This is a genomic window from Mesorhizobium sp. G2-6-1, from assembly GCF_055809095.1.
Map to the genome: position 1 here is coordinate 568,457 of NZ_CM147896.1, position 27,000 is coordinate 595,456.

Annotated in this window: 18 protein-coding genes and 2 pseudogenes; 4 read left to right on the forward strand and 16 right to left on the reverse strand. The window is 55.9% G+C overall.

Translation table 11 applies throughout. The annotated features are described in order from the left end of the window. Positions 1-109: 109 nt before the first annotated feature. Positions 110-1,141: a substrate-binding domain-containing protein gene (locus tag AC0L7S_RS02775; protein WP_473472970.1), complete on the reverse strand. Its 1,032-nt coding sequence runs from the start codon at positions 1,139-1,141 to the stop codon at positions 110-112. Positions 1,142-1,512: 371 nt separating this feature from the next. On the opposite strand from AC0L7S_RS02775, the gene AC0L7S_RS02780 reads away from it, so the two are divergent. The 3 genes from AC0L7S_RS02780 (at position 1,513) to AC0L7S_RS02790 (ending at position 5,157) form a co-directional block, all read left to right on the forward strand. Then, entirely contained in the window at positions 1,513-2,739 is a 1,227-nt protein-coding gene (locus AC0L7S_RS02780) for an ROK family transcriptional regulator (protein ID WP_473472971.1), read from the forward strand. Between the two features lie 127 nt (positions 2,740-2,866). Continuing rightward, the gene (locus AC0L7S_RS02785) at positions 2,867-3,790 is read left to right on the forward strand and encodes a carbohydrate kinase family protein (RefSeq protein WP_473472972.1); all 924 of its coding nucleotides are present in this window, start codon (positions 2,867-2,869) and stop codon (positions 3,788-3,790) included. Positions 3,791-4,014: 224 nt separating this feature from the next. Beyond that, positions 4,015-5,157: a DegT/DnrJ/EryC1/StrS family aminotransferase gene (locus AC0L7S_RS02790; RefSeq protein WP_473474149.1), complete on the forward strand. Its 1,143-nt coding sequence runs from the start codon at positions 4,015-4,017 to the stop codon at positions 5,155-5,157. A 76-nt stretch (positions 5,158-5,233) separates the two neighbouring features. On the opposite strand, the pseudogene cysQ reads toward AC0L7S_RS02790, so the two are convergent. The 3 genes and pseudogenes from cysQ to cysD all read right to left on the reverse strand — a co-directional run. Further along, a pseudogene (cysQ, locus tag AC0L7S_RS02795) lies at positions 5,234-6,057 on the reverse strand (3'(2'),5'-bisphosphate nucleotidase CysQ). Next, positions 6,035-7,972 carry a sulfate adenylyltransferase subunit CysN gene (gene cysN / locus AC0L7S_RS02800; RefSeq protein WP_473472973.1) on the reverse strand — a complete coding sequence of 646 codons (1,938 nt, stop codon included), beginning with the start codon at positions 7,970-7,972 and terminating at the stop codon, positions 6,035-6,037. Before cysN ends, cysQ begins: the two are co-directional and overlap by 23 nt. A 2-nt stretch (positions 7,973-7,974) precedes the next feature. Beyond that, positions 7,975-8,886, reverse strand: a pseudogene (gene cysD / locus AC0L7S_RS02805) (sulfate adenylyltransferase subunit CysD); the annotation flags it as partial. 448 nt (positions 8,887-9,334) lie between these two features. Here cysD and AC0L7S_RS02810 point away from each other — a divergent pair. Next, a complete protein-coding gene (locus AC0L7S_RS02810) occupies positions 9,335-10,585 on the forward strand; it encodes an O-antigen ligase family protein (protein WP_473472974.1) in 1,251 nt (416 codons plus the stop codon). Positions 10,586-10,589: 4 nt separating this feature from the next. Here the strand turns inward: AC0L7S_RS02810 and AC0L7S_RS02815 are convergent, their stop codons facing one another. The 12 genes from AC0L7S_RS02815 to wecB form a co-directional block, all read right to left on the reverse strand. Beyond that, positions 10,590-11,153: a glycosyltransferase gene (locus AC0L7S_RS02815; RefSeq protein ID WP_473472975.1), complete on the reverse strand. Its 564-nt coding sequence runs from the start codon at positions 11,151-11,153 to the stop codon at positions 10,590-10,592. Next, positions 11,087-11,851 carry a glycosyltransferase family 4 protein gene (locus AC0L7S_RS02820; RefSeq protein ID WP_473472976.1) on the reverse strand — a complete coding sequence of 255 codons (765 nt, stop codon included), beginning with the start codon at positions 11,849-11,851 and terminating at the stop codon, positions 11,087-11,089. Before AC0L7S_RS02820 ends, AC0L7S_RS02815 begins: the two co-directional genes overlap by 67 nt. Then, positions 11,851-13,512, reverse strand: coding sequence for a heparinase II/III family protein (locus tag AC0L7S_RS02825; RefSeq protein WP_473472977.1), 1,662 nt, complete (start codon positions 13,510-13,512; stop codon positions 11,851-11,853). Before AC0L7S_RS02825 ends, AC0L7S_RS02820 begins: the two co-directional genes overlap by 1 nt. 248 nt (positions 13,513-13,760) lie before the next feature. Continuing rightward, a complete protein-coding gene (locus AC0L7S_RS02830; protein WP_473472978.1) occupies positions 13,761-15,122 on the reverse strand; it encodes a DUF2793 domain-containing protein in 1,362 nt (453 codons plus the stop codon). A 293-nt stretch (positions 15,123-15,415) separates the two neighbouring features. After that, a complete protein-coding gene (locus AC0L7S_RS02835; RefSeq protein WP_473472979.1) occupies positions 15,416-16,531 on the reverse strand; it encodes a glycosyltransferase in 1,116 nt (371 codons plus the stop codon). Next, positions 16,486-17,112 carry a hypothetical protein gene (locus tag AC0L7S_RS02840; RefSeq protein WP_473472980.1) on the reverse strand — a complete coding sequence of 209 codons (627 nt, stop codon included), beginning with the start codon at positions 17,110-17,112 and terminating at the stop codon, positions 16,486-16,488. Before AC0L7S_RS02840 ends, AC0L7S_RS02835 begins: the two co-directional genes overlap by 46 nt. Positions 17,113-17,134: 22 nt before the next feature. Continuing rightward, the gene (locus AC0L7S_RS02845; RefSeq protein ID WP_473472981.1) at positions 17,135-18,358 is read right to left on the reverse strand and encodes an oligosaccharide flippase family protein; all 1,224 of its coding nucleotides are present in this window, start codon (positions 18,356-18,358) and stop codon (positions 17,135-17,137) included. A 27-nt stretch (positions 18,359-18,385) separates the two neighbouring features. Beyond that, on the reverse strand, positions 18,386-20,395 hold the full coding sequence (locus AC0L7S_RS02850) for a heparinase II/III domain-containing protein (RefSeq protein WP_473472982.1): 2,010 nt from the start codon (positions 20,393-20,395) through the stop codon (positions 18,386-18,388). A gap of 11 nt (positions 20,396-20,406) precedes the next feature. Next, positions 20,407-22,434, reverse strand: coding sequence for an asparagine synthase (glutamine-hydrolyzing) (gene asnB, locus AC0L7S_RS02855; RefSeq protein WP_473472983.1), 2,028 nt, complete (start codon positions 22,432-22,434; stop codon positions 20,407-20,409). Between the two features lie 36 nt (positions 22,435-22,470). Continuing rightward, the gene (locus AC0L7S_RS02860; protein WP_473472984.1) at positions 22,471-24,597 is read right to left on the reverse strand and encodes a bi-domain-containing oxidoreductase; all 2,127 of its coding nucleotides are present in this window, start codon (positions 24,595-24,597) and stop codon (positions 22,471-22,473) included. Next, on the reverse strand, positions 24,594-25,862 hold the full coding sequence (gene wecC / locus AC0L7S_RS02865) for a UDP-N-acetyl-D-mannosamine dehydrogenase (RefSeq protein ID WP_473472985.1): 1,269 nt from the start codon (positions 25,860-25,862) through the stop codon (positions 24,594-24,596). The genes AC0L7S_RS02860 and wecC overlap by 4 nt, the downstream gene beginning before the upstream one ends. Further along, the gene (wecB, locus tag AC0L7S_RS02870) at positions 25,859-26,986 is read right to left on the reverse strand and encodes a non-hydrolyzing UDP-N-acetylglucosamine 2-epimerase (RefSeq protein WP_473472986.1); all 1,128 of its coding nucleotides are present in this window, start codon (positions 26,984-26,986) and stop codon (positions 25,859-25,861) included. The genes wecC and wecB overlap by 4 nt, the downstream gene beginning before the upstream one ends. Positions 26,987-27,000 lie beyond the last annotated feature (14 nt).

Consider the following 27,000-nt stretch of genomic DNA (forward strand, 5'->3'; position numbering starts at 1 on the left):
CGACGTGCCCGTGAGGACAAAATATCGTGTAAAAGGCTCCAGCCTCTCTCCATGCGCGAGAACCCTTGGCCCGCGCATGGGAGGACAGTCTACTTAGCGGGCAATCAGATCAACCCCAGCAGAGTTCAAGCCCCTTCTTGGTGTCGATCGAGTCAATCCCGGCGACCGGCTTGTCAGTCACCAGGGTCGCGCCCGTGTCGAAGAAGTTCTTGCCTTCGCTCGGCGACGGCTTCTCGCCGGTATCGGCAAATTTCTTGATCGCCTCAATACCCAGTGAAGCCATCAACAGAGGATATTGCTGCGACGTTGCACCAATCACCCCTTCCGCAACATTCTTGACGCCGGGGCAGCCACCGTCAACGGAAACAATGAGAACGTTGTTTTCCATGCCGACGGCCTTGAGCCCTTCATAGGCACCAGCAGCGGCAGGCTCGTTGATCGTATAAACCACGTTGATACCGGGGTCTTTTTGAAGGCAGTTTTCCATTGCCTTGCGGCCACCTTCCTCGTTGCCGTTGGTGACGTCGTGGCAAACGTTGCGCGCATCGTCTTCATCACCGATCTTGTTGGCATTCTTGGTATCGATACCGAAACCGGTCATGAAACCCTGGTCGCGCAAAACATCGACTGTCGGTTGCGACGGTGTCAGGTCCAGATAGGCAATCTTGGCGTCTTTGGCCGCATCGCCCAGCGTCGCCTTGGCCCAGGAGCCAATCAATTCGCCAGCCTGGAAATTGTCGGTTGCAAATGTTGCATCGGCGGCGTCAATCGGGTCAAGCGGGGTATCGAGAGCAATCACGACGATGCCCGCATCACGCGCCTTCTTGACCGAATCGATGATTGCCTTGGTGTCCGACGGCACCAGCAAAATGCCTTTCACACCATCGGCTATGCACGACTCGATAGCCGCAACCTGGCTCTCATTGTCGCCATCGATCTTGCCGGCATATGATTTCAGGTCGATGCCGAGTTCCTTGGCCTTCGCCGTTGCACCTTCCTTCATCTTGACGAAAAAGGGATTGGTGTCGGTCTTGGTGATCAGGCACGCACCAATGTCGGCAGCCGACGCGGACGTTGCAAAACCAGCAATTCCGATGGCCGATGCGCATAGCAGCGCGGTCTTCAAAAGAGACGTTTTCATTACTACTTCCTCCCTGATAAACGATGCGGCCCAGGCCATACCGGTAACCGCCGTGTGAGCCAGCACTCCCAGCCTTGCCCTGCACGATACAAACACCGCTCTTGCATAGTGTCAATAATTAAATCACTGTGATTTATTATTGACACTATCGTGCATATCACACATTGTGGCAGAAGAATGCCAAGGCACATCGCGTCTAACGAGGTTCATTCGGAGGTGCTTTAGGCACTTGTTTTCATGCATGTCGGTGTCTGAAAAATCGCTGCACATTTTTGGGCGACATGCACTATGGCCTGTTGAGTATCGGGGGATCTATAAAATCCGGATTCCTCTTTTTGGCCCGATGCTCCAGGATTGACGGGAGAAGCAGGTTGGAATCCAGCATTACAAGGCATGGTCCGCCTGAACCGGCTGAAAGCCGTTATCATCGCGGCACGAACCAAAGCGGAATGCGCGATCACAATGAACGGATTGTGCTGTCGCTGCTGCGCCAGCATGGCAGTCTGGCGAAATCCGATATTGCCCGGATGACCGGTCTTTCGGCGCAAACCGTGTCGGTCATCATGCGCGCTCTGGAAGAGGACGGCCTATTGCTGAGGCGTGCTCCCTTGCGTGGCAAAGTCGGGCAACCCTCCATTCCCATGACGCTTAATCCCGATGGTGCCTTTTTCATCGGACTCAAGATCGGACGGCGTAGTGCTGAACTGGTTTTGATCGATTTTCTGGGTAGAGTTCGATCGACATTGCAACTCCCATATCACTATCCAACGCCGCATGAGACCGTGGCGTTCGTCGCCTCGGGCATGGCTGAACTGCAAGGTTCGCTTGCCCCCGAGCAGGTTGATCGGATTGCGGGGCTTGGAATTGCCATGCCCTTTGAGCTTTGGAGCTGGGCCGACACGGCAGGCGCGCCCCGCGCTATCATGGACGAATGGCGCCATCATGAAGTGCGCTCAGACATTCAGGCTTTATGCGGTTTTCCGGTCTACCTCCAGAACGACGCAACCTCGGCATGCGGGGCTGAACTTGTGTTCGGCCAGGCGAATGGCATGAGGGATTTCGTATATTTTTATATCGGCACCTTCGCTGGTGGTGGCATCGTTCTCGATGGACGTCTCTATGGCGGCCCCACAGGCAATGCCGGGGCGCTCGGTTCAATGCCGGTGCCGGGGCCGGATGGCAAACCGATCCAGCTTATCGACGTGGCTTCGATTGCCATGCTGGAACGGTCACTTATCGCGGCAGGTCACGACGCCTCTTTCTTGTGGGTATCGCCCGAGAATTGGGGCGACATCGGCGCACCGCTGGACAGGTGGATCGCTGACGCCGCGCATGCCTTGGCCTACGCCATCATCTCTTCTGCATCCATTATTGATTTCGAAGCAGCAATTATTGACGGCTGGATGCCATCGGCTGTGCGCCAGCGGCTCGTTGATGCAGTTGGTGCTGTCATCGCAAATGTCGACGCGGAAGGCTTGCATATCCCGATCGTTCGTGAAGGCACCGTTGGCATCCATGCGCGCGCACTCGGCGCGGCAAGCCTTCCACTTTCCGAACGATTTCTTGTTGGTTCAACCATACTTTCCGGGAGCCTTTGAAAATGTTGATCGGGATACCCGCCCTGCTTGGCGACCAGCAAGCTCAGGCTTTACGCCAAGACGCTCATTCGCAAAGATGTATGCTCTTTCGCAAAAGTGTCATCCATCCGCATAGGAAACGAAGCGCATGATACTCTGCTGCGGCGAAGCCTTGATAGACATGTTGCCACGAGAAACCGCAGCCGGAGAACCCGCGTTTTCGCCCTATGCTGGCGGTGCCGTCTTCAACACGGCAATTGCGTTGGGCAGGCTTGGCGTACCGACCGGTTTCTTCTCCGGCCTGTCGTCCGATCTTTTCGGAACCCAGCTCAAGCAGGTACTCGAAGCCAGCAAAGTCGATTGCTCTTATGCACATACATCCCCACGTCCAACCACGCTGGCATTCGTGAAATTCCAAAGCGGACATGCCACTTATCTTTTCTACGATGAGAATACGGCCGGGCGTATGTTGGAGCCTGACAATCTGCCGGACCTTGGCAGCGAGGTCGATGCCATGCTGTTCGGTGCGATCAGCCTGATTTCGGAACCGGCCGGAAAGACCTATGAAGGGTTCATGCGGCGCGAACAAAGCCGTCGCGTCATGATGCTTGATCCCAATATTCGCCCGAATTTCATCCCGAACAGGGAAAAGCATTTGCGGCGCATTCAGGCGATGATGGCAATGGCGGATATCGTCAAATTATCAGACGAGGATCTGGACTGGTTTGGCGAAGCCGGATCGCGCGAAGATATTGTCCGTCAATGGCTTGAGCGTGGCCCCAAGCTGATTGTTGTCACGCATGGCAAAGAAGCAGTTGTTGCCTATAGCCAGAAATATACGGTCAGCGTCACACCGAAAAAAGTCGGCGTTGTTGATACCGTCGGGGCTGGCGACACGTTCAATGGCGGCTTATTGGCCTCACTTCACGACCAGAAGCTTTTGTCCAAGACGGCGATCGCGGCCTTGCCGGAAGGCGCAATCCACCAGGCACTTGGCATGGGCGTAGATGCGGCGGCTGTCACGGTATCGCGCGCCGGTGCCAATCCGCCGTGGCGTCATGAACTTACCTGACGACAAGTTCGCTGGCAGCTATTGCCAGTGATCACAATATGTTTCGAACAGCAGCGCATTTCGCCAATAACCCCGCAAGAACACCATTTTTGAGGCCGTTATCCGCACCAATTGGTAACGCGCAGGGTTATTGGCCGCATAAAGAAACGGATATGCTGCTTTTCCGATACGCCCATCTCTGGTACCAGCAGCGCGAAATCCAGAAAATCCATTTGGAAAAAGACATGCAGTTCATTGATCTTGGCGCGCAACGCGAACGAATCCACGACAGACTGAAGCTGGCGATCGAACGCGTGGTCGATGACGGACGCTATATTCTTGGGCCGCAGGTCGCAGAATTGGAAGGCAAACTTGCCGCCTATGTCGGCACCAAGCATGTCGTTGCCTGCGCCAATGGCACGGATGCGCTGCTGCTACCCCTGCTTGCCGCCGGAATTGGACCGGGCGATGCCGTCTTTGTGCCGAGCTTCACCTTTGCCGCGACAGCCGAAGTCGTTGCCCTGACCAGAGCCGAGCCGGTTTTCGTCGATGTCGAGCCAGACAGCTACAATATCGACATTGCCAGCCTTGAAGCGGCAATTTCGATGGTGAAAAGCGAAGGCCGCCTGCAACCCAAAGCCATTATTTCAGTCGATCTGTTCGGGCTATGCGCCGACTATGATTCGATTATGAAGATCGCCAAGCGCGACAGCCTTCTGGTGATCGAAGACGCTGCCCAATCCATCGGCGGTTCTGCCGGAGATGGTATGTGCGGGTCATTCGGGCATGTTGCGGGAACCAGCTTTTATCCAGCCAAACCCCTCGGCTGCTATGGCGACGGCGGGGCCATGTTCACCAATGACGATGCACTGGCCGAAAAGCTGCGGTCTTTTGCATTCCATGGCAAAGGCGAAACCCAGTACGATAACATTCATGTTGGCATCAATTCGCGGCTCGACACGCTGCAAGCGGCGATCCTGATCGAAAAGCTGGCCATCCTTGAAGATGAAATGGTTTCGCGCCAGAAAGTCGCCGCGCGCTACTTTGAGGGGCTTGGCGATATCGTCAAGGCTGCGGGTAATCGGGACGGCAGCCGCTCAGCCTGGGCGCAATACGCAATCGAGACGCCAAAGCGCGATGGGCTAAAGGCTCATCTGCAGGAAAAAGGCATTCCTTCCGTCATCTATTATGTGAAGCCGCTGCATGTGCAGGTCGCATATCGCGATTTTCCAAGAACGCCGACAGGACTGACCGTTTCCGAAGAATTGCCGCAACGCATACTGTGCTTGCCCATGCATCCCTATCTCAGCGAAGCGGATCAGGATCAGATCATCGAGACGATCCGCAACTACATTGGCTCGAACTCGGCGCAGGCAGCCGCCGAATAAGCGCGCAACTTCGCGATACCTTTATTTCATGCAGGTCGTTGTCCCAAAACCGCTGCACACTTTTGAGCGACATGCATTACGCCTTTATTTCACGCCCCCTGCCTGTCGCGATGAAATTCGGATTGGCGAAATCGACATCGTTGGGCTGGTTGCGCTTGCCATAGGTAAGCGGCCTGCCTTCGAGCGTACTGGTCATGCCGCCAGCGGCCCTGAGCACGGCATCTCCTGCGGCGGTATCCCATTCCATCGTGCGCCCGAAACGGGGATAAACATCAGCCTCTGCGGCGGCAAGCAAACAGAATTTCAACGATGAACCAACCGAAACAATCTCGGCAGCGCCAAGCTTGAGTATGTAGGCTTGCGTTTCCGGCGTGTTGTGAGAACGGCTGGCAACTACGGCCAACGGTGTTGAGCCGGTTCGTGCAGCTATCTTCTGGCGTGCAGTGATTTCATAGATATCGTTGACCCACAGCATTTCGGCACTGCCCGGCCTGCCGGAAAAAACCTTCCGTTGCACGGCGCAAACACCACGCCGATTTCCGGGACGCCATTGCGGATCAGGGCAATATTGACGGTAAAATCGGTCCTCCTGCTGACGAATTCCTTGGTGCCATCAAGCGGATCAATCAGGAAAAATACATCGCCAAGGCTCACCGGCACGATGCCAGCGGATGCTTCTTCCTCGGCAATACATGGAATATCGGGAAAGGTTTCGCGCAGGCCTGCGAGGATAATCTCTTCGCTTTCGCGGTCCGCTTGCGTCACCGGAGAACTGTCAGCCTTTTGATCGACAGCACAGCCTTGCTGGAAGATTTGCATCACCCGGCGGCCGGCCAAAAGCGCCAATCGCTCGAAGACATCGAGTACCATGTAATCGTCAGATGCCGCCGCCACTGTCATACTGATCCTGGGCAAGGTCACGCTCTATCAACCACTGTTCCAGTACCTCTACCATCTCTTCTGGCGTTTTACCCAGCGTTTTCAGATGTATCTCGGGGTTTTCCGGCGCTTCATAGGGCGAATCCACTCCGGTGAAATTCCTGATCTCACCTTTCAGCGCACGCCCGTAAAGCCCCTTTGGATCGCGCCGCGCACATTCCTCGAATGGCGTATCGACAAAGACCTCTACGAATTCACCACCTGCCATCAGTTCGCGTGCCAGCCGCCGTTCCGCCCGGAATGGCGAAATGAACGACACAAGAACGATCAACCCTGCATCCGCCATCAATCGTGCGACCTCGGCAACACGCCGGATATTCTCGACACGATCCGCATCGGTGAAACCAAGATCGCGGTTGAGACCGTGGCGCACATTGTCACCGTCCAGAATATAGGTATGGCGGCCCGTAGCGTGGAAGCGCTTGTCGAGCAGATTGGCGATGGTCGACTTGCCGGAACCGGACAATCCCGTAAACCAGAACACGGCGGGTCGCTGGTGCATGATGTCGGCGCGCGCGCGCTTATCGACATCGAGCGATTGCCAATGGATGTTGTCGGCGCGGCGCAATGAATGCAGGATCATGCCAGCGCCAACGGTGGCGTTGGTGATGCGGTCGATCAGGATGAAAGCGCCGGTTGAGCGATTGTCGGCAAAGGCATCGAACGCGATTTGCGAACGCAATGAGATGTTGACGACGCCAACTTCGTTCATGCCGAGCGATTTTGCGGCCTCATGGGCAAAATCGTTGACATTGACCCTATATTTCAGATCCGACACCGTCGCACTGGATTCATCCGTCTCGGTACGCAAGATGTAAGAGCGCCCCGGCAATAATGCATGTTCATCGAACCAGACGATGTTGGCCGCAAACTGGTCTGCCACCTGTGGACGGGCCGTTGGTGACACCAGCATATTGCCGCGCGAAACCTCCACCTCCTCATCCAGAACAAGTGTGACCGCTTGTCCGGCAATGGCCTCGCCAAGATCGCCATCGTGGGACACAATGCGCTCGACACGAGCCGATGTTCCAGACTTGGCAACGATCACCTCGTCACCTTGTGAAACCTTGCCGGAAGCAACCGTTCCGGCAAAGCCGCGAAAGTCCAGGTTTGGCCGGTTCACATATTGCACGGGAAAGCGAAACGGCATTTCAGTTGCCGCATCGTCGACTGCCACCATTTCGAGATGTTCGATCAGTGTCGGTCCGTCATACCAGTCCATATGCTCCGAGCGTTTGCCAACATTGTCGCCAAAGCGCGCCGACATGGGAATTGCCATGACCGAATTGAAGCCAAGCGACTGAGCGAAAGCCTGATATTCGCCAACGATGCGTTCAAAGACGTTTCGGTCGAACGCCACAAGATCGATCTTGTTGATCGCCAGCACGATATGCCTGATGCCGAGCAGCGAGGCAATGATCGAATGACGCCGGGTCTGACGCAGGATGCCCTGTCGCGCATCAACCAGAACGACGGCGAGATCGGCGGATGAGGCGCCGGTTGCCATATTGCGCGTATATTGTTCGTGACCCGGCGTGTCTGCGACAATGAACTTGCGCTTGGGTGTGGCGAAGAACCTGTAGGCAACGTCAATGGTGATGCCCTGCTCGCGTTCCGCCTCCAGACCGTCCACCAATAGCGCAAAATCCACATCATCGCCGGTCGTGCCGTGTTTTTGCGAATCGCGTTCCAGCGCTGCCAGCTGATCCTCGAATATCTGTTTGGTGTCAGAAAGCAGACGGCCAATCAAAGTGGATTTACCGTCATCAACCGACCCACAGGTTAAAAACCGCAGCAACGACTTGCGGCCCTGTGCTTCGAGATAAGCGCGAACACCAGCATTGCCGGCGTCACCCGTTTCCATGACATCGCGCATCGTCAAAAGTACCCTTCGCGCTTCTTCTTTTCCATGGAACCCGTTTCGTCACGGTCGATCAAGCGGCCCTGGCGTTCCGAGGTGCGGGCGGTCAGCATCTCCCCGACAATTGCCTCAAGCGTATTGGCATCAGATTCGATTGCGCCTGTCAGCGGGTAGCACCCCAAAGTTCTAAACCGCACCGACCTTTCTTCAAGGCGTTCTTGCGGGCGAAGTTTCATCCGCTCATCATCCTTCAGGATCAGCATACCGTCGCGCTCGACCACCTTGCGCTTCGCGGCCAGATAGAGTGGCACGATAGGAATGCTTTCTTGCAAAATATACTGCCAGATATCGAGTTCGGTCCAATTCGACAGCGGAAAGACACGGATCGATTCACCTGCGGAAATTCGCGTATTGAAAATATTCCACATTTCGGGCCGTTGGTTCTTCGGGTCCCATGCATGCTGCGCATTGCGGAAAGAAAAGATGCGTTCCTTGGCTCGGGATTTTTCCTCGTCACGCCGGGCACCGCCAAATGCAGCGTCGAAGCCGTATTTGTCCAATGCCTGTCTCAGGGCGACTGTTTTCATGACATGGGTGTGCGTATTCGAGCCGTGGTCGAATGGATTGATATTGTCGCGGACGCCGTCCTCGTTGATGTGAACGATCAGATCAAATCCGAATTTTTCCGCCATCTCGTCACGAAACGCGATCATCTCGCGGAACTTCCATGTCGTATCGACATGGAGAAACGGAAATGGCGGCCTGGCAGGGTAAAATGCCTTGATCGCCAGATGCATCAATACAGAAGAGTCCTTGCCGACCGAATAGAGCATGACTGGCTTGGAGAAACTGGCTGCTACTTCACGGAAGATATGAATCGATTCTGCCTCAAGCCGCTGCAGATGGGTGAGCGCGAGGGTCATTTGTAGTGTGCTTCCTTTTCCGGCGGCTTCAGCTTGCGATTTTACAAAACAACGCCATCAAACTGGCTCTAAGCAGTGTCCTGCCTGTGAAATCTTGTAACTCCAAGACCAACGAACGCCAACGTTGCCAGCGCTCTTTGCGCTTGTTGGCAGCAATGATTTTTCTACAGTTGAAGCAATTTCGGCAAAAGTCACCCCACAGTCATTTCTCAATATCGACTTCTGGATCAATGTGCTGCTAGCAACCGCGCTTCCCTCTTTCAGGAATCGCCGACACGACACCCCTCCGAACGCATTATCAATGCGGTTTTCTTCAGCAAAATTGGTAGCTTTGAGTTCGCTTCTTCGGCTTGGTCAGGCGCTTGATCCATGCGACATTGCGATTTGCCAATAGCGGCAAAATAGAATCATACAAAATTCGGTCGCCAATGACGTTGCCTCAGACGAAATTCGAATGCTGAACATTGTATTGCCTCGTGACGCCATTGGCCGCAACAATGCAATCTCCGTGTTCCTCATGGGTGCGTTGCCTGCCATTGGTGGCAGTGTAACCTCCGTCATGCTCTATGCCTTTCTCGTCTGGGGCACGATTTCGCTGCTGCTCGGCCGCTTCGAATTTCAGATGAGCAAATCTGATCGCATATTGGCGTGGACATTCACGAGTTTCGTCGTACTCGTCGTCATAACCGCCCTCCTCGGACCAAATCGGGCAGGCGCGCCCCGCGCGACCCTCTGGCTTCTTGCCTACCTCTCGCCGTGGGTGATTATTCCGCGCCTGCGGGCGAGCAAGGGCGTGGATTATCTGGACCTGTACATCGTCGGCGCGGCTTGTGGGGTCTTGGCGGCAGTGGTTTTTGCATTCGTACAAACCAACGGACTAACTATTCGCGCCGAGGGTGGGGCTGGCAATCCTGCAGTCTTTGCCATCATTTGCCTTTGCCTGATGGGCATAGGCGGATTGAACGCCGCTTCGCAAACTCCCTCACGCCAATTCCTGGCAATTTTGACAGTCGTGGCCGGGATTGTTGCCATCGCTCTCTCCCTTACCAGAGGTGTAGGTCTTGTAATTTTTCCAATTTTGATTCTGCTGGTCGTTTTTGCGCCAAAGCGTTGGGGTGCCGCGATTAAGCATCCTGCAACCATTTTGATGATCGTCGTTGCCGTATTGGTCCTGTTCAGCGTTCGTGACACTCTGTTGACGCGCCTGTCTCAAACGGTCCTTGAACTACAGCGCGTGCATTCAGGCCAGGATTCGGCAGCTATCGGAGAACGCCTGCGCTTATGGCATGCGGCGTGGATCGTTATTCAGGACTCACCGTTCTGGGGTCATGGCATTCAAAACAGGATGGCGGTTCTTGATCCGATTCTGGCGAAAGACGGTTTGCCGATCCATGCCTTTTCCCACGCGCATAATGCATTTCTTTCCTTCGCCATCGACGGCGGCGTTCTCGTCCTGGTGCCGCTGCTGGCGGTCCTATGCGTGCCGGTGGTCATCGCATGGCAAGCCAAACGTTGTTCCAAATATCGAACGCGGCTGTTTCTCGCCCTTATCGTGGTGGTTGCCTATGCCGGTTGCGGGCTAACGCAAATCATGTTCAAGCATGACATCCTGGACAGCTTCTTTGTATTCTTTGGCATCGTTGTCGCCGCTTCCATTGCCAACGATAAGCAGGAAGCGACAGCCAACCGCGCTCCGCCCGCTTGAAATGTCATCCGTCGGCGGCTGTCGATCCGTTGGCAGGATTACCCGCGCCATTGCCAACGGCTTCAACGAGCGCCGTCAACATCAAATCCGCCTGCGCAGAGCGCTGATACTGGGCTGATGCCGCAACGCCAGCCGACGAAAGAACCGCACGTTTTTCTGATGATCCGGCAAGTTCCTCAATGGCGCGTGTCAGTTCACCTGCCTTGCCCGGATCGACGTGAACCGCAGCCCCTGCCTCGTTGAGCAGTTCTTCCGATTCACCCCTGACATTGGTGATGATGGGTGTGCCGGTAGCCATTGCCTCGAACATTTTGGAGGGAATGACCGTGCGGAAAAGCGGCGTATCCTTCAATAGGATCAGTGCCATGTCGCTGAGCCGCCAATATTCGGCAATCTCGTCATGCCTGACACGGCCAACAAACATCATGTTGCTCAAACCGCGATCCAATGCGCTTTGGCGAAGCGTATCGCGCTCGGCGCCGGAACCAACGATCAGCAACGTCACCTGCGGGCACCGACGCGCCAGATCAGCGGCCACTTCGAGGAGAATGTCCAACCCATGCGCCATACCGATGGTGCCGATATAGGAGACGACAATGCGTTTCTCCAACCCCAGTTGCTGACGCAATGGGTCGGCGTGGCCGGGAAAAAGCGCGCAAGATCGGCACCATTTCTAACGACCGTGATCTTCTCAGCCGGGATCGCGCGGCTGATCAATTCCATCTTGAATGCTTTGGTGACCGCCACAATCAATCTGGCCTTGCGGTATAAGAAATGCTCGACCGAGCGGATCGCGCCAAGCAACGGCCCGTCCTTCAATGCGCCGACCGCAACGATCGAGTCCGGCCAGAAATCGCGGAGTTCGAAAACGAAAGGTCGCCACTTGATCACCGAAACAAACCACCCAGCCAGCGCCGCAAAGAACTGGGGCGATGTCGCGACCACAATATCGGGCCGAGGCAGAAATATCGCCGCTATGGTGGCGCTCAGCATATAGCTGACGAAGTCGCAAATCCGCTTGACGATGCCGGCGTTGGGGAAAATCAGCGTCGGAACACGAACAATCGTGACGCCGTCATTCGTGGTGCGTTGCCACAGCTTTTGCCTGTATCCCGCAAAAATCCTGCCCTCGGGGAAATTGGGAAAGCTGGTGAGCACCGTCACCTCATGCCCTTGCTCGACCCACCGCCTCGAATGGGCTTCGGTCCTGAGAGCCCCGGCATTGGTTTCTGGCGGAAAATTGTCAGACAACAACAGAATACGCATCAGGCGCAAAACTCCACGACAACTTCGAGCGATGCGCATTGTGCGGCGCGCCAGCACAGAACCGGGCGCGGGTGGCGCGCGCCAAATTCAGGGCTATAAAACCCCTGCTCCACCGACGCACTTACGGGTCCGTTTAGCTTGACATCGACCATGCGGCCGTCAGCGAGTTCAACTCTCCAACCTGTTTCATGCGCCACAGCACTCCTGACCGACGGGTGCAAGGGGAAGCGTCCACAAAGCTCATGCGGGCCGGCGCTTTCAATCTTGTCCGTGACCCTTACCACCGTGTCTTCGAGATGAAGCTCGCGCCTGTGGAGCGGTTGCCCGGCGAGATGGCGATAGCCATCATGTGATGCTGCCGCAAACAGGCTTTCCTCACGACACGATAGATTCACCCCAAAAACACCGGCACGGCGCCCGACCCGGAAACTTGCCCATACCTCCGATGAATTGGTCGCATCGATCGTCACCGTCGAATGCGCACAAGTGGCCCTTTCCGCTTCGCGAACAGCCCCGATCTCATAGGTCGAAGTCCCTCCATTCGTCACAAATCTTTGCCCGTCGAGTGACAGTTCCAACGACAGCGTATCGGCATGGGCATGGCCGGGTATGTAATCGGGGCCCACCCGTGCGGCATCCAGCAATGCAATCCAGCGGTGATTTGAAAGCCTGGCATAGCCGCTGGCTTCAAGTGCTGCGAGACCTTTGGGAACCACGCCTTCTTTGGTCAATCCCAGTTTACGGGCGTAGTCGGCAAGTTCAGCATATTTCCGTGCCTGTCCAAATGCCGCATCGTTGAAGAAAGCAACATCGCCGTCCGGGTGAGACATCACGCAAAACCATTCGAGCATGGAGGCCGCATATTCGTTCCAGCGCTGCTGGCTGGCGGGTTTCTCAAGAGCGTCGGGATAGATGCGGGCGAGTTGCAACAGATCCAGCACATCCTCCAGAATCAAGGCATGATACATGGGGCTGAGTTCGAAATGCCCGCCATCTTTAAGGATCTGCTCCGGGATTTCCTGTTCGAGAATGTCGAGCCCTCGCTTCAGCCAGCGGCCAGCTTCCTCGCCCTCGAAAAAAGCGCCGGCAAACACCAACGCCTTTGCATTGGCAAACAGGTGATTGCCACGCAGATGAAACTCCAGCGTGGCATCAAGTGCCCTCGCCTGCTTTGCCAGACTGTCGAGCGCACGGGGTGAGAGCGCTTTCGTGCAAAGCTGCCACGACACCCAGTTCGCGATCCGCCGCGACAGAACGTAAGGCTCCCAGCCATTACCCTGCATGGGGGCGTTTTGTTCGATCCAGCTTTCGATCAAAGCCGCGTGCCACTGTGCCCGCTCGGCGGCGTTGTCCGCCAGCAGATCATCAAAATAATGGAGATTATAGAGCCACAGCTTTGGCAAGGACGGATCATTCCATCCGGAAATTTCGCCAAGCGATATCTTTTTCCCTAAAAACAGGAACGTATCTGGTGAAAGCATCGTCACGCGCCTGCCCTTGCACGGTACCCATTGGACTGATGGCTGCCGCAGAGGCGGCGCAACGCCGTCCAGAACAGGAGACCGGGCAAAGCGCCGGGCGATTCGATTGGTGATCTGGCCCGCACGCAGATAGCGAACGGTTCGCAGCAAGCGCCCGGCATTGGACAAATTGAGTTTCATGTTATCGGGCGTTCTTCCCTGTCGCGATCTTCGATGAACAAGCACTACTGCACGACGCGGCGCGCAATCGGACCTCTATCGAGTGCAGATACCAATTCGATCCTAGGTTGGTCCAGCAAGAAACGCCGCAAACGTCAAAACCAGCCATTGTGGAAGGCTCAATCTTGAATTTCATGCGCTTCGCCTTCGTAAGAACCATGTGGTCCCGGCGAAGATGCCTGACACACTTCGCCGGTCCACCTTACGGCTCAGCCAAACATTTTGCCGTTCATGAGCACGCCTTGATCGGGATCGAATTCCAAATGCCCGAAAGCAATTTTGGGCATAGCGAAAAGTAGCTGTGCGTTGGCGGACGCCATAAGTTGAAACGCAGTGACGTCATAAGCGTATATATTTGGGTGCGATTGCAGATTGACGTATTTCCACCCGTCTTCGGTTCCGATAACCACCGATGCTGCGCCTGCGCCTATTGGCACCTCAACGCCATCGATCGTAAGTCTTTTCACATTGCCGCTATTCACGCGGATGGCTGCGGTGCCGCTTTCAACCTTGACATAGTAGCCGATCGTGAATTTTTCCGGCAGCGCCGTAAGAGAATTGGTAAATACAAGTCCATGTTGTACGCCAGCAATTGTCTGTGGTTCCACATTGGGGCTGCTCGATTGAGTGACCTGCATCACATACCATTCCGGACCGTAGCGCCGTGCGCTCGATGGCCGGATTTCTTCAATCAACTCTCGAACATTGGCGTTGAGGGCGGGCTGACCCCCACCATAGTCGCTGTTGTCGTGGATGAATCTGGCATAACTGGCAATCGTGCAACCAGACACTGGCGAAAGATAGGTCGGCGCAGACCAGCTAATACCGCCGAACACAGAGTTGTTGGCATTTCCATTGAAGCGCCCGGAATCCGGCAACAGGTTTTGCACGGTATTGCGGCCAATACGCATGTTTCCAATGACCGCCTCACCCGTGGTGCTATCAGCACGCAAAACCTCCTTCCAGGAAGTCCCGTCGCTGGAAACCCTGAAAACAAGGTCGTCATTGCCGACAAGGCCGATCTCGGCACGACCGGCATAGCCGCTTTGCAATAACAGCGACAGCACGTTGCCGGTTGTCTCCTTGTTCAATGTATAGCGCAAGTCTCCGCTACCACCTTCAGACGCCTCCATAGCCGTCCATAAAGCCTTGTTGACCTTCGCCGCAAAAGGATTGGTCGCGTCCGCCTCGGTTCCAACGCCAAGCATCGTGACATTTTGCAGTGCTGCCCCCGAAAGGTCCGACCTCTTCCAAATAGCTCCATCCCAAAAAACATACGCGTCCTCGTCGACTACATAGGCGCGCCAGCCGGTATGAGGAGCAAAAATCCAGGCACCGTCCTGAAACGCTGCGATCTTGTCTTGTTGCCCGGCCCATACGCCGCTTGCACCAGCAGCAACGATGTGGCGATCTCCATTAACGAGCACCGAGGGAGGCGCTGTCAGAGTGCGATCCAGAACTGCGAGTTGTACCAGCGCATCAAGCATGGCAAGCGCTTCATTGTGCGTGACATGTTTCTGCGCCTGGCTTGGCATGATGTAAGGCAATAGAAGATTTGGGGTGGTATCCACGGGCTTTCCTTCCGAAAACCAGAAGGATAAGTCTTCGCCAGTTTGTGGGGATGAAATATCGGCCTCAAATGGATTGCCCTCGCATTCGCAGCCGAATAACTGGAGCGGGATGCAGGGTCAGGGTTCAGGCTTTGCCCGCGATCGAAAGCACCAATAAACGGAACCTGCTACTGAAAATATGCGAAAATGATCGCCACGGCATGCAGCGCCACCTGTGTCGAACACAAATCGATCAGCCATTGGCGTCAGATAATGCAGGAATATAACGGCGGAAAGACGATCGATTTCTCGATTTATGTGTGCGTCTCAACTGACGATTTTCGCGTATCAGTCGGACAGATACCCAATTCCCCCATTCTGGTCAAAATCTGGCCGACATGATGGTCCCACGTGTAGTTGGCAAGCGCGACATCTCGCGCACGCGTGGCCATATCCTGCGCAGCGGCAGGTTTATTCACGACATCGTGCAAAGCTGCCAAAAACTCTTCCATATTTCCCGGCTTGTAGAGTTGCGCCAACGGCAAGGCCGGCGTTCCATCGGTAACCTCACCCCGCAAAACTTCGCCGATCTGGTCCAAGTCTGAGGCCACAATCGGTCTTGCCATTGCCATATATTCAAACAGCTTGGTGGGTGATCCGAAAAATGAACTGCCGTCGGCGTTTGGCATGTGCGGGGAAAGAAATATGTCGGATGCGGCCAGATAGGACGGAGCATCCTTTTGCGCAACCAGACCTGTCAATGTGACGAAGCGGGCAAAACGCTCACCGTCCAGAATTCGACGAACCTCGGCCATCTTCAATCCATCGCCAATCAGCATAAAATGCAACTTGCTTTGCTCTATCCAGTCGCGCTCCTCATCAACCAGTCGCCGGATCGCCTCAGCGAGAAAATCGACACCGTGCCAGGTACCGAATGTGCCAATGAAGCTTGCAACACGTGCATTGCTGGCAATCCCATATTGCGCACGCACCGACATACGGTCTTTTTCACTGAAGCGACCCGGATTGAAGATCGTGGGATCAATACAGTTTGGATAGACGACGATCCTTTCATTGGAGACACCTGCTGCAATGATCTCATCGCGCAAAGGCGCGGAGACCGTAACGACAAGGTCGGCACTGCGAAGTGCTGCCTTTTCGGCCGCGACAGCAACATCGTGCAATGCCAGTTTCTCGCTCCAGTTCGCTGCGGCCCACGCCTCAGAACCGTTATATTCCACAATGAGCGGAATGCGGCGTTTCTCGCGTAGCCAGGTGCCGCTAAAATTGTGAAGCGACATGCGCTGGTAAATGAAGGCGTACGGACTCTCTTGCGTCAATCCATCGATGAAGCGCTCGAAATGCCGGTTGAAGGCATAATAATTCAGTTCGGGGGAAAACTGTAAAGGCTGGGCGCGGATTTTCGGCACCACCTTGCACCCGCCTTATCCGTTGGAAGTGGCTTGACGCTTGCGTAATCCACCTCGAAATTCGCGTCAATCAGGCCGTCAATTACACCTTTGGTGTGGCCAACAGACCCGCCGGCGGCCAAGCCGAAAGAGAGATTGGCATCGAGGTACAATACTTTGTTTCCCCCTTGTGCCACAGGCAAAAAAGAGTCGTCTCCTTTAGCCAGTCGTTTCATACGCTTCTTCGCGAAGAGCAAGGCTACACGGCTAACCAACTGGTCAGCTGCTATGCGAAAAAATTGTCCAATGGCGTTAAAGCGCGAGACTGGTTGAACGCGATGGTCCGGCCAAAGGATCTGAATATTCCGGCTTCCGCTCAATGTTGCCAGTAAAAGCAGTGGTCCGGCCAAGGGTCTGGCGCTGTCATTCGCGATCGCTACGGTCATCCGGTCAGCTTTCAGGCGGCGCACCTGTGCCAGCAAGGCGCGCATACCCAGATTTCGTAGCGCGCCGACGGCGGTAAAACTGACTGGACCGTTGGCTCGCTCGATTTCCAGCTTGAACTGATCGGTGAGGGCATAATAGCTGATAACGTTATGCATGGTTGTTGCGGATATTTCTGCGCTATCGCAGTGAGCCGCTCCTCCTTCCTTTTGCCAATACCTCCGCACCAATTAACGCCAGCACGAATGTCCCGCTTGCCGCCAGCGCCATCGCAACGCCCAGTCCGCCATATGATGCCGCGAGCCAGTAACTCAATACTGCCTGCATGACGAACCCCGCCCCCCAGGCTTGCACCTGACGCCACGGAAAACCTTCAGCCGCAAGATATTGCGATAAAACTGTCACCAGCGACGTCAGCAAAACAGATGGAAACAGGGCGAGCGTCAATGGTACCGCTCTCTGGTAGGCATCGCCGAACACGAGTGTCAACATGACGGGTAACACTAATGCCAAGACAGCAAGAAGGCATGCCATTACAAGCCCCAGACGCCAGAACGCCTGCCACGCTGCCTTGTAGCGATCATGCTCGCCTGTTCGCACCAGATGGGGAAACAGAAGCAGGCCCACTGTCGCAGGGAGGAGGATCAAAGCATCCGCGATCTGCATGGCGATCGAGAATTGGCCGATCTCTTCGAGGCTGGCTTGCTGCTGCAGCGCCAGAATGCCAACGCGCATCATGAGAAAGCCGAACAAAGTGGCAAGATATGCACGCAACGCATATGAGATGCCCTGGCGAAAGAGCGCGCGATCGAAATTCAGGCGAACGTCCTGCCCAGCGAGAAGGAAGCGTCCTCCAACTGCAGAACTCACTATCAGCGCAACGACGGCTGCGACCAGAAATTTCGCGGTCGTCCCGCCAAGAAGCGCAGCAATGCCTGCAGCGGCCATCACCATGATGCCGGCAAAAATGGTCAACAGGTTGAAAAATCGAACCCTTCCAACGCCAACGGCCATGTTGGTGATGTATAAAAATCCGACCATCATGGGTGCCAGAATCACTGCCATCAGCGCCATGGACCCGCCTGCCGCACCCTCACGTGCGGGCAGGCCGATCAATTGGGGCTGGTCCAGCAACGTCACGAGAACAAGCGCGACCAAAGGCGCCAGAAACGTTGCGACATAAAGGCTGTTGATCATCAATGCTCTCAGCCGCTCGGGATGATTTGCAACGAGATAGGTGTTTGATGAATGCAGGCCCAGATTGGCGATCTGTGCGGCAATCTGGGCATAGGAAACAATCAGGAAATACTGACCGCGATCTTCAGGGCCTAGCGCACGCGCCGTAATCACGCTGACTGCGAACGGCCCGATCATGGCAAACCCGCGCGCAACAAGCGTCGTCATGATCTCTCGCAACGCGGGAAGCATATCTTATGCTCCGCAACGTTGTTGAGGCGTGATGGTTACCTTCAGCGTTGCCGGCAAACGCCCGCTTTTGCGCCAAACCAGACGACGGGTTGCAATAGCAACGCCATAGCTTGGCGAAATTCTCCCATCCTCGATGGAGGCTACCCAATCAGGTTCACCATTATAGGTGACGTTGAAACTCCTGGTGTGCGCCTGCGCAACAAATCCTGCCTCTCCATCGACGTGCAATTGGACCCCTTCAGCAAAATGCAGAGGAACGGAAACCTCGTGATCTCCATCCCCCTCAATGCGGTCGGTGATCGTCAGTGTGCCATCATCATGGCAAAGGGCAATTTCGCGTTCGACGCGAACCGCGTCCGCCAACCGCCGATAGCCAGAATGATGCCCTATAAAACGGCTCTCACTGCTTGATACTTCGAACAATGTGGCTTGCGCGCGGGCATCCTCATGCAGGTTCCACAAATTGTCTGGCGCATGAAGCCTGTTTATTTCCGCGTCATCTATCTGGGGCGTATTGTGGAAGCCCGTCGAGCGAAACGCATTCCGTTCCTCAAATGAGGATGTGTAGACATAAGAACCCGGATCGACGATGAGCGGACATTGCGAGAGCCATGCCTCAAAGGACAGCGCGTCATTGTGGCCATGACCGCCAAGCCCGGCCAATCCGACGGGTCCGCAGTCGATGAACACATGGTTGTGCCGGTCCCGCAGGACAAATACGCCGCCATCACTAAAGGACCGAGATGCGGGTGCTGCGACTTCGCCCTGCGAAGGCAGGGTGGCGCAATGCCAGAACAGTTCGGTTCCGTCGCTCTTGTGCGTCATTGGCAGAGATGCTTGCGTGAATGTGGCGGCAACCATCTCGGCAATGTATCGGTGATCGCACAACGCCTGGCTGCCAAGCGGCAGAGCGCGCCCATCATCTGCGTCGCCCCAATGGGGTGATGTTCCGTCAGGCCGGGAATAGGTGTCGGCAAATTCGGCCATTGCAATCAATCGATCCCTATAGCCGTCCGACACGCCCAGTCCACGCGCCAGTCTGTAGCGCGCTGGCAGCAGGAACAATTCGGCCACCAGACGATGATACGCCGACGATGCTTCAAAATCGACACCGTCGGGATGAACCTGAAGAACGATTTCATGCTCAAGCGAGCGCCATCCTTCGGCGGCCCAATCATTCCCGTCGCCAATATCCGCAAAAAAAAGGCCCGCAAAGACAAGCCCGGCACAATCCGCTGTCAGGTGGTTGCCGTTCACCGTGGATCGCTCGATATGGCGCGCGGTAAACGCGCCATGCAAATACAAGGACGAAAGGAAACGCGCGCGGAATTTCGACTCAGACCACGCTTTAGATTGCGCAAATACATGAAACAGCCAGGTCCAGGTCAATATTCGAAGGGCCGGCTCCATCGTGCAAGACCAATTGACACTCCACGCGTAGGGATTGGCCTCAATCCATTGGGCAAGAATATCGCGAGCCGCTATGGCATAGCGCTCATCGCCGGTCAGAAGAAATGCCTGACCTGTCGGCAGCAACCATTGCAGCCGCGACAACTCCCAGGGCCGTTTGACGTCGCTGGGCCGGTCCTTGTTCAAATAGTCGATGGAGCGGCAAAAGGCCGGTGGCCAGCGGTCCCCGGTTACGAAGTCACGGAGCCAGTCGATACGCTCACCCAGTTGCACGGGACCGGACCCAAGCAGATCGACCTCATGCGCGAGCGCAAGCTGCGCCTTCTCGAAGAGGCTTTCGGTCGCCACGGGGAATATCTCGCGAAACCGGGCGGCAACGCCAGCGTCAACGACAGCAGGATAGGCTCTGCCTGCGAGCAGGTCCCACAGGGCATCGACGTCACCGACGCCAGCCATCCGAGCAAGTTGTTTGCCGGTGATGCGACGCGCCAATGCAGGCGCAAGAACGCGGTCCGCCTCCATTGTCGCCTCATGGGCGAGACGCCTGACAACATAGCCCGGCGGCTTTCGCGCTATGCGGCCGATGCGATGAAGGAGGTCCAAGGCCGCCATATTCAGGCAGCGGCCCGCACACCGGTATCGGCTATCCAGTATTCATACCATGCCGTCAGATTGTAGAGCGTCCATATCTGCAAGCTTGTATCCAGACGCTTCGAGCGATGGTTGGCAAACAGTTCGTCAATGAAATCCGCGTTGAAGAATCCGCGCATCATCAGAGCCGAGCGCTTGATTTCGCGTTCCACACGCTCGCCGAATGAACCGCGCAGCCAGTCGGCCATTGGCGCGCCAAATCCCATTTTCTTGCGATAGATGAGTTCGTCTGGAATCACCCCTTCAACCGCTTTTTTCAGCAGGTATTTGGCAACGCCGTTGCGGGTTTTCCATTCCTCGGGAATGTCGAAGCTGAAATCAACCAACTCGTGATCGAGGAATGGCACACGTGCCTCCAGCGACACCGACATCGAAATCTTGTCAACACGCATCAATAGCAATTCGGGCAGCCGCAGGCGGAATTCATTGTGGATCATGCGGGTCAACGCATCCTGTCCCGGATGATCCAGATCGAACGCACCCAGGAATGAACTCACGACATTGTAGCTGTCGGGTACCAGGTAGGATGGATCGAGAACGCCAGCCTCGACCATCGGCTTGTGATGGTCGGATGAGCCAAGCGAACCGGGTCGCAACAAACGGTTCTTGGCCGTGTTCCAGAACACCATCGCCCCGGACCAGAAATGTTCCCGGTCATGTGCGGCGCGGTCAATGATATCGGCATAAAGCGGAAGCCGTGGATCGAGGCTGGACAACCCAACGGCGGCGCGCGCCGCCAAGCGCTGCACCGGGCGCGGCAGGTAGGAACGGAACGGCTCCCAATAGCGGTGATAGAGCTTGAGATAGCCCATATAGCCGGCATAGCCGCAGAACTGCTCATCCGAGCCTTCGCCGACCTGAACACCTTTGACGCCGCTGTCATGCGCCAATTTGGAAACGAAATGCAGCGGGATGCAGACCCAGTCGGCCAGAGGCTCGTCCTGATAGTGAATCAGGTTTTCGAGATAGCCGATCATGTCGTTTTCGTCGATCAGGATTTCCTGATGCTTGGTGTTGAAACGCTTGGCCGCAGCCTCTGCATAATCGAGTTCATTCAGTCCGGTGAAATCCTTGAAACCGACTGTGAACGTGCTGAGCGGCTTGTCGGTGAATTCCGACATCATCGCCACATTGGTGGATGAATCTATACCGCCTGACAAAAACACGCCGATGGGAACATCGGACACCATGCGCCGCTCAACGGCGTCGTGCAGGCGGCTGTGGATGCCCGACACGTAGAAATCTTCCAGTGCTGCGTCAGACAAGCCCTTTGTTTCGGAAGGGTCTATGCCCTTTCCGGGCGCAGCATGATAATGCCGATGCATCGAGATCTCGCCGTCGGACGCAACCTTCATCCAGCAGCCAGCCGGTATCTTGTATATGCCCTTGAACATGGTCATCGGTGCGGGCGTGGTCAGGAAGCTGAGATAGTGGACCATCGCCTGCGGGTCGATGTCACGTTCGGCCAGGGGATGGGCAAGTATTGCCTTGATTTCGGATGCGAACATGAACTGACCGCCAAAGACCGCGAAATAAAGCGGCTTTACGCCGACGCGATCGCGCGCCAGATAAAGCGCATCTTCTTCTGCATCATGAATACCGAAGGCAAAATCGCCGGATATACGCTCCAGCAACCCCTCGATGCCCCACTCCTCGTAGCCGTGGACGAGGATCTCGGTATCGGAATGATCGGTCCTGAAAGCGTGGCCGGCCTGTTCCAGCGGGCGGCGAAACTGACTGTGGTTGTAGATCTCACCATTGAAAGTGATCCACACCCGCTTGTCCTCATTGGGCATGGGCTGGCTTGCAAGGTCGGTGAGATCAATGAATGAAAGCCGGCGATGGCCAAAGCCGACATGCGCATCAGGTGAAATCCAGATGTCGGCGCCATCCGGGCCGCGATGGGCCATCGTGTCACGCATGGCCTCGATCATGCCGCCGTTGACCTTACCCGGCTTGCCATAGGCGAAAACACCAACGATGCCGCACATAGTGATCCTGCCTCTTTGTTGTTGCGCCGCAGCCGATCAGGAGATGATCTGCTGTTCGACCTCAAAGCTGATACGTGTGGCGAAAAGTTGATCCGCCAGTGATACCGGCCAGGCTTCGCCTTTGCGAAGGGTTTTGGCGAGCGCTTGCAACTCTTCCATCTGCCCCTTCTCAATGGTCATGTTCTTCCAGCCACCTGCTCCACCAGTCACGGTGAGTTGCTTGTAGTCGTCAAGATATAGCACCTTGCCGTCACAGAAGATTTCAGCGCGTTCCTTGGGATAGCTCTTGGCACCCATCGCCGAATAGGTGAGCGTACACACCGAGCCGTCGGCATAGCGCACCGTCGCGACAAAATTGTCGTTGCGATGCCAGTATTTTGAATCGGGAACAATTGCGGAAGCCTGTATCTCAATTGGCTCACTGCCCGTCAAGGCATTGAAAAGGTCGTAAATATGGCATGCCTCGCCAATGTTGCGTCCACCGCCTTCAGGGCCGTGAACCCAATGATCGGCAGCAATATAACCGGCATTCATGCGGTAATTGACTATGATTGGCGACGTGCGATGAGCGAGCGCCTTGCGCGCGGCTTCGATGGCGGGTGAAAAGCGACGATTGAAACCGGTCATCAGCACAGGGCCGGCAGGATTGTCATGATAAAACGCCTCGATGGGCGCAAGTTCTGCTTCGTTCAAAGCCAGCGGCTTTTCCACGAAAACATGCTTGCCCGACTTGAGAGCCGCAAGCGTCATTGAAGCATGGAGGTCGTGTCTGGTTGCAATCATGACCAGATCGACGGCAGGATCGCGCAGGACAGCTTCAAAGTCGGTGCCTGCATTGGCCGCACCAAAGCGTTCGGCGGCTGTGCTGGCCGACAGGCCCGTGCGGCTGACAATGCTATGCAGTGTGAAGTCGTCCTTGAGTTTTTGAAGGTTCGGCAGATGCATGGCCTGCGCAAAACCGCCCGCTCCGACCAGCGCCAACCCTATGCGCGTTTCCTTGGCCGCCGGTGGCGCAACCGTCAGCGTCGCGCGGCTTGCTTCTTGCCTGTCAGGATATTCCAGCAGAACGAGAAGCGGCTTTGCACCGGTCTTGCCAAGCTGGGCATAGGCTTCCTCTGCCTTGTCGATTGGATATGGGGGATGCAGCATGTTGGCGAGGCTCAACTTCCCGGTGTCGAGAAGCCGGAGATACTCGCCCATATTGCGGTTTTCGGTCCAGCGCACATAGGCTATCGGATAATCCTCGCCATCTTCCTCGTAACGGGGGTCGTAGCGTCCCGGCCCGTATGACGTCGAGATGAAGAAATCCAGTTCCTTGTTGTAAATGTCGCTGCGCGCGATGTTCAAGCCGACATCGCCGACGGCAACGACGCGTGCCTTGCGCCGGCAAGCCTGGAAGGCCTGTGCAATGATCTCGCTGCTTGCCGAAGCGGCGGTCACGATGACAGCGTCGGCACCGAAGCCATTGGTCAGCTTCACGACCCTTTCGACAATATCGCCATCTGCGGGATTGAGACCGATATCCATGCCATTTTCCATGGCTGTCGCAATACGGCCGGTGTCGATATCCGTGCCAATCACCCGACACCCGTTTGCTGACAGAATCTGCGCAGCAATCTGGCCCAGAATGCCAAGGCCAATCACGACAACCGTCTCGCCAAGCGTCGGGTTTGCGCGCCGCACGCCCTGCATGGCGATGGCACCCAGGGTCACAGTTGCGGCTGCAGGAAAATCAAGCCCGTCAGGCATCGGCACAACGAGGTTGACCGGAACCTCGATAATCTCCGCGTGATTGGCAATGCCCGCGCCCGCACAGGCCACTCTGTCACCAATCTTGTAACCGTCGACACCAGTGCCAATTGCCACGACTTCGCCTGCGGCCGAATATCCGATCGGCGTGCCGGCATCGAGTTTGCCGCGTATCTGCTTGTAGACACGCGCAACGCCCTGATCCTTCATCATTTGCAACGCGCGCTTGGCATGGTGCGGCTGTTTCAGCGCGCGCCGATAGAGTGGCAAGGCCGACATCTTGATGCCTGCCATCTCGGTTCCAACGCTTACACAGGAATTGCACACCCTGACCGCGATATTCTTAGGCCCCACCGTGGGCGCAGGTACATCCTTGAGGAAGACCTTTCCAGAGCGAACCAGCAATTGTTTCAAGACCAGACTCCGCGCGTATCAATAATGACTTTTCCGGCAAGCTGCTCCTTGCCGATGTTGAGATAGGGAGAATGGTTGACGAGCATGACAAGCACATCCGATTTCGCCACAATGGCATCGACGTCTTCGACAAAGTGAAGATTATCCTTGCCTTCTAGTGACGCTGGCATTGCCTCAACATTCGGCTCCGAGACAAGAATATCGCAATCGCTCCACGCCGAAACGGCCTTGGCTATCTCAAGGGCGGGGCTTTCACGCAGATCATCGACATTGGGTTTGAACGCCAGTCCCAGAAGACCGACCACTGGCTTGCGCCCTGATGCGGCAACGCCGTCCACGCCTGCCCGTATCTTGGCCACAACCAGATGCGGCTTGCGGTCATTGACCTCGCGTGCGGTGCGGATCAGCGGTGTCTCGTCGGGCGCCGCCTCGACGATAAACCACGGGTCAACGGCAATGCAGTGCCCGCCAACGCCCGGACCGGGCTGAAGGATATTGACGCGTGGATGATTATTGGCCAGGCGCACGACATCCCAGACATTGACATCCACCTTGTCGCAGACCCGGGACAACTCATTGGCGAAGGCGATATTGACGTCTCTGAAGGCGTTCTCCACGAGCTTGCACATCTCGGCGGTGCGGGCGCCCGTTTCGTTCAAATCGCCAATGCAGAAGATACGGTACAATTCCGCTGCGCGCTTCGAGCAGGCGGCCGTTATGCCACCAATCGCACGGCTGTTTTCAACGAGTTCAGCCAGAACCCGCCCCGGCAACACGCGCTCGGGACAGTAGGCGACATTGACGTCGCTTTCCTCATCGCTTCCAACACAGGGAAAGCGCAAATCCGGACGTTCAGCCGCCAGCAATTCCAGCACCCGGTCGGTCGTACCGGGTGGCGATGTCGATTCGAGAACCACAAGGTTGCCCTTGGACAAATGCGGCGCAACCGAACGGGCGGCGGCCCAGACAAATTCCAAGTCCGCCTTTCCATCATGAAATGGCGTGGGAACCGCAATAATGAAAACATCGGCCTGTTCGGGTGTCGTGGATGCGCGCAAACGCCCCTGCTGAACGGCAAGGGCCGTGACAGCACCGAGATCCGGCTCGACGATGTGGATCTCGCCGCGATTGATCTTGTCTACTACGTTCTGCTTGACGTCGACGCCGACGACTTCCACGCCCCGCGAGGCGATAACCGACGCGGTCGGAAGGCCGATATAGCCAAGACCCAGCACGCAAACTTTTCTTATCGTTCCGAGGCTCATAGTTGCTCCTCAATAATGTTGCGAATGCGCATGGCAGCCTGACCATCACCATATGGATTGATAGCTTGAGCCATCCGCGTATAGTGATTTTCGTCGCCGAGCAATCGCTCTGTTTCGCTAACAATCCGCTCTCGCGATGTCCCAACCAGAACAACCGTTCCAGCGTCGACCGCCTCCGGGCGTTCCGTCGTTTCACGCATCACGAGTATCGGCTTTCCAAGCGATGGAGCTTCTTCCTGCACGCCGCCGGAATCCGTTATGATGATACGGGCGCGGTCCATCAGATAGACGAAGGGCTCATAATCGAGCGGATCAATCAGATGAATTGATGGCTGATTGCCCAGCAATCTCTCCACCGGTTCGCGCACACTTGGGTTGGGGTGAACGGGATAAACCACCTGAACATCATGCTGACGCGATATATCGAGAAACGCGTTGCAGATGTTTTCAAAACCGCTTCCGAAATTTTCGCGCCGATGGCCGGTCACAAGTACGATGGGGCGCGCCGCATCGAGATACGCGAATCGTTTTGCCAGTAGTTCCCGTCTTTCAGGCAACTTCGTCTTGTGCACGGTTTGGAGAAGCGCGTCGATCACCGTATTGCCTGTCACGTGGATATGCGCTTCAGGAATACCTTCGCGGAGCAAATTCGCCTTGGAAGTTTCTGTCGGGGCAAAATGGAAGCGTGTCGCAAGCGTTGTCACACGGCGGTTCATCTCTTCTGGCCAGGGAGCCTGAAGAGATCCCGAACGGAGACCCGCCTCGACATGACCAAGAGGTAAGCGGCGGTAAAATGCGGCAAGCGAGGCAGCGAGCGTGGTTGTCGTGTCGCCGTGGACCAAAACCATGTCGGGGCGCTCTTCGTCGAGCACCTGACCGATACCCGTCAATACACCGGCCGTCACCGCGTCCAATGTCTGGTTCGGTTTCATCAGATTGAGGTCATGGTCGGGATGAATATCGAAAAGCTCAAGCACCTGATCGAGCATCTGGCGATGCTGCGCCGTCACGCAAATGCGCACCTTCAAAAGTGAACTGCGTGCCAGTTCCTTCACCACCGGTGCCATCTTGATCGCTTCCGGTCTGGTTCCGAAAACTACGAGAATGTTTTTCAGTGACGCCATATGTCGGTCTATCG